This is a genomic window from Kitasatospora sp. NPDC057500, assembly GCF_042802195.1.
Lineage (GTDB): Bacteria > Actinomycetota > Actinomycetes > Streptomycetales > Streptomycetaceae > Kitasatospora.
This window is the reverse complement of sequence record NZ_JBHVER010000433.1, coordinates 1-1,637: the sequence shown is the minus strand read 5'-3', so window position 1 is coordinate 1,637 and position 1,637 is coordinate 1. Positions and strand designations below refer to the sequence as shown.

2 protein-coding genes are annotated in these 1,637 nt (G+C 68.5%); both read left to right on the top strand.

Annotated features, from left to right (window positions below):
- The first annotated feature begins 248 nt into the window (after window positions 1–248).
- Entirely contained in the window at window positions 249–866 is a 618-nt protein-coding gene (locus ACFU74_RS37235; RefSeq protein ID WP_376096046.1) for an ATP-dependent Clp protease proteolytic subunit, read from the top strand.
- Window positions 867–923: 57 nt separating this feature from the next.
- Entirely contained in the window at window positions 924–1,586 is a 663-nt protein-coding gene (locus ACFU74_RS37230) for an ATP-dependent Clp protease proteolytic subunit (RefSeq protein WP_380764570.1), read from the top strand.
- Window positions 1,587–1,637 lie beyond the last annotated feature (51 nt).

The following is a 1,637-nucleotide window of genomic DNA, read 5'->3' as shown; positions in this document are numbered from 1 at the left end:
CCGTACGGCGTCCGGGCCCGCGCCCGTTCCCGGGCCGTTCCCGCCCGCTGCCGTGCCCCCGGGGCGAACCCTGCGCTCACAGCGAACAGTTCTGCGTGAGGGATTCAGCGGCCCGGCCTGCGCGTTAGGGTCCATGGACAGCAACAATCACGACGTGATACCCGGAAGCTGTGCGACATCGTGACGGCCGTGGAGCGACCGTCCAAATCGACTGAGCAGGTGGCTAAGTGACGTACCCGCAGATGCAGATGCCCGGCCCGATGGCGCCGCACGCCGCCGCTGGTGACGTGCTGGGCGGCCTCGGCGACCAGGTCTACAACCGGCTGCTCAACGAGCGGATCATCTTCCTCGGCCAGCAGGTCGACGACGACATCGCCAACAAGATCACCGCCCAGCTGCTGCTGCTGGCCGCGGACCCGGACAAGGACATCTTCCTCTACATCAACTCCCCGGGCGGCTCGATCTCGGCCGGCATGGCGATCTACGACACCATGCAGTACATCAAGAACGACGTCGTCACCATCGCGATGGGCATGGCCGCCTCGATGGGCCAGTTCCTGCTGACCGCCGGCGCCAAGGGCAAGCGCTTCTCGCTGCCGAACGCCAACATCCTCATGCACCAGCCCTCCGCCGGCCTCGGCGGCTCGGCCACCGACATCCGGATCCAGGCGGAGCAGCTGCTGCGCACCAAGAAGCGGATGTCCGAGCTGATCGCGTTCCACAGCGGCCAGTCCTTCGAGCAGATCACCCAGGACTCCGACCGTGACCGCTGGTTCACCCCGGAGGAGGCCCTGGAGTACGGCCTGATCGACGCGATCATGCACAGCGCCGCGGACGTCCCCGGCGGCGGCGGCACCGGCGCCTGAGCCCCGGCCCGGGCCCACGAGACCACAGCCACAACGCTCCGGAGGACCAGAACACCCATGAACATCCCCAGCCTGTCGGCCGCCAAGGCCCGCGTCGAGGACATGCGGGCCGAGGGCCGCTACATCGTGCCGCGCTTCGTCGAGCGCACCTCGCAGGGCATCCGCGAGTACGACCCGTACGCCAAGCTGTTCGAGGAGCGCATCATCTTCCTCGGCTCCCAGGTGGACGACGTCTCGGCCAACGACATCATGGCGCAGCTGCTGTGCCTGGAGTCGATGGACCCGGACCGCGAGATCCAGATGTACATCAACTCGCCCGGCGGCTCGTTCACGGCCCTGACGGCCATCTACGACACCATGCAGTACGTCAAGCCGGACATCACCACCGTCTGCATGGGCCAGGCGGCCTCGGCGGCGGCCGTGCTGCTGGCGGCCGGCACCCCCGGCAAGCGGATGGCGCTGCCGAACGCCCGCATCCTCATCCACCAGCCGTACACCGAGACCGGCCGCGGCCAGGTCTCCGACCTGGAGATCCAGGCCAAGGAGATCTTCCGGATGCGCGAGCAGCTGGAGGAGATGCTGTCCAAGCACTCCAACCGCTCGGTCGAGCAGGTCCGCGACGACATCGAGCGCGACAAGATCCTCACGGCCGAGGAGGCCGTCGAGTACGGTCTGGTCGACCTGGTCATCTCGACCCGCAAGGCCTCGCTGACCTCCTGAGGCCGGCACCGCCCTCCCGGCCCGTCCTCGGGCGGGGAGGGTCCCGGGGGC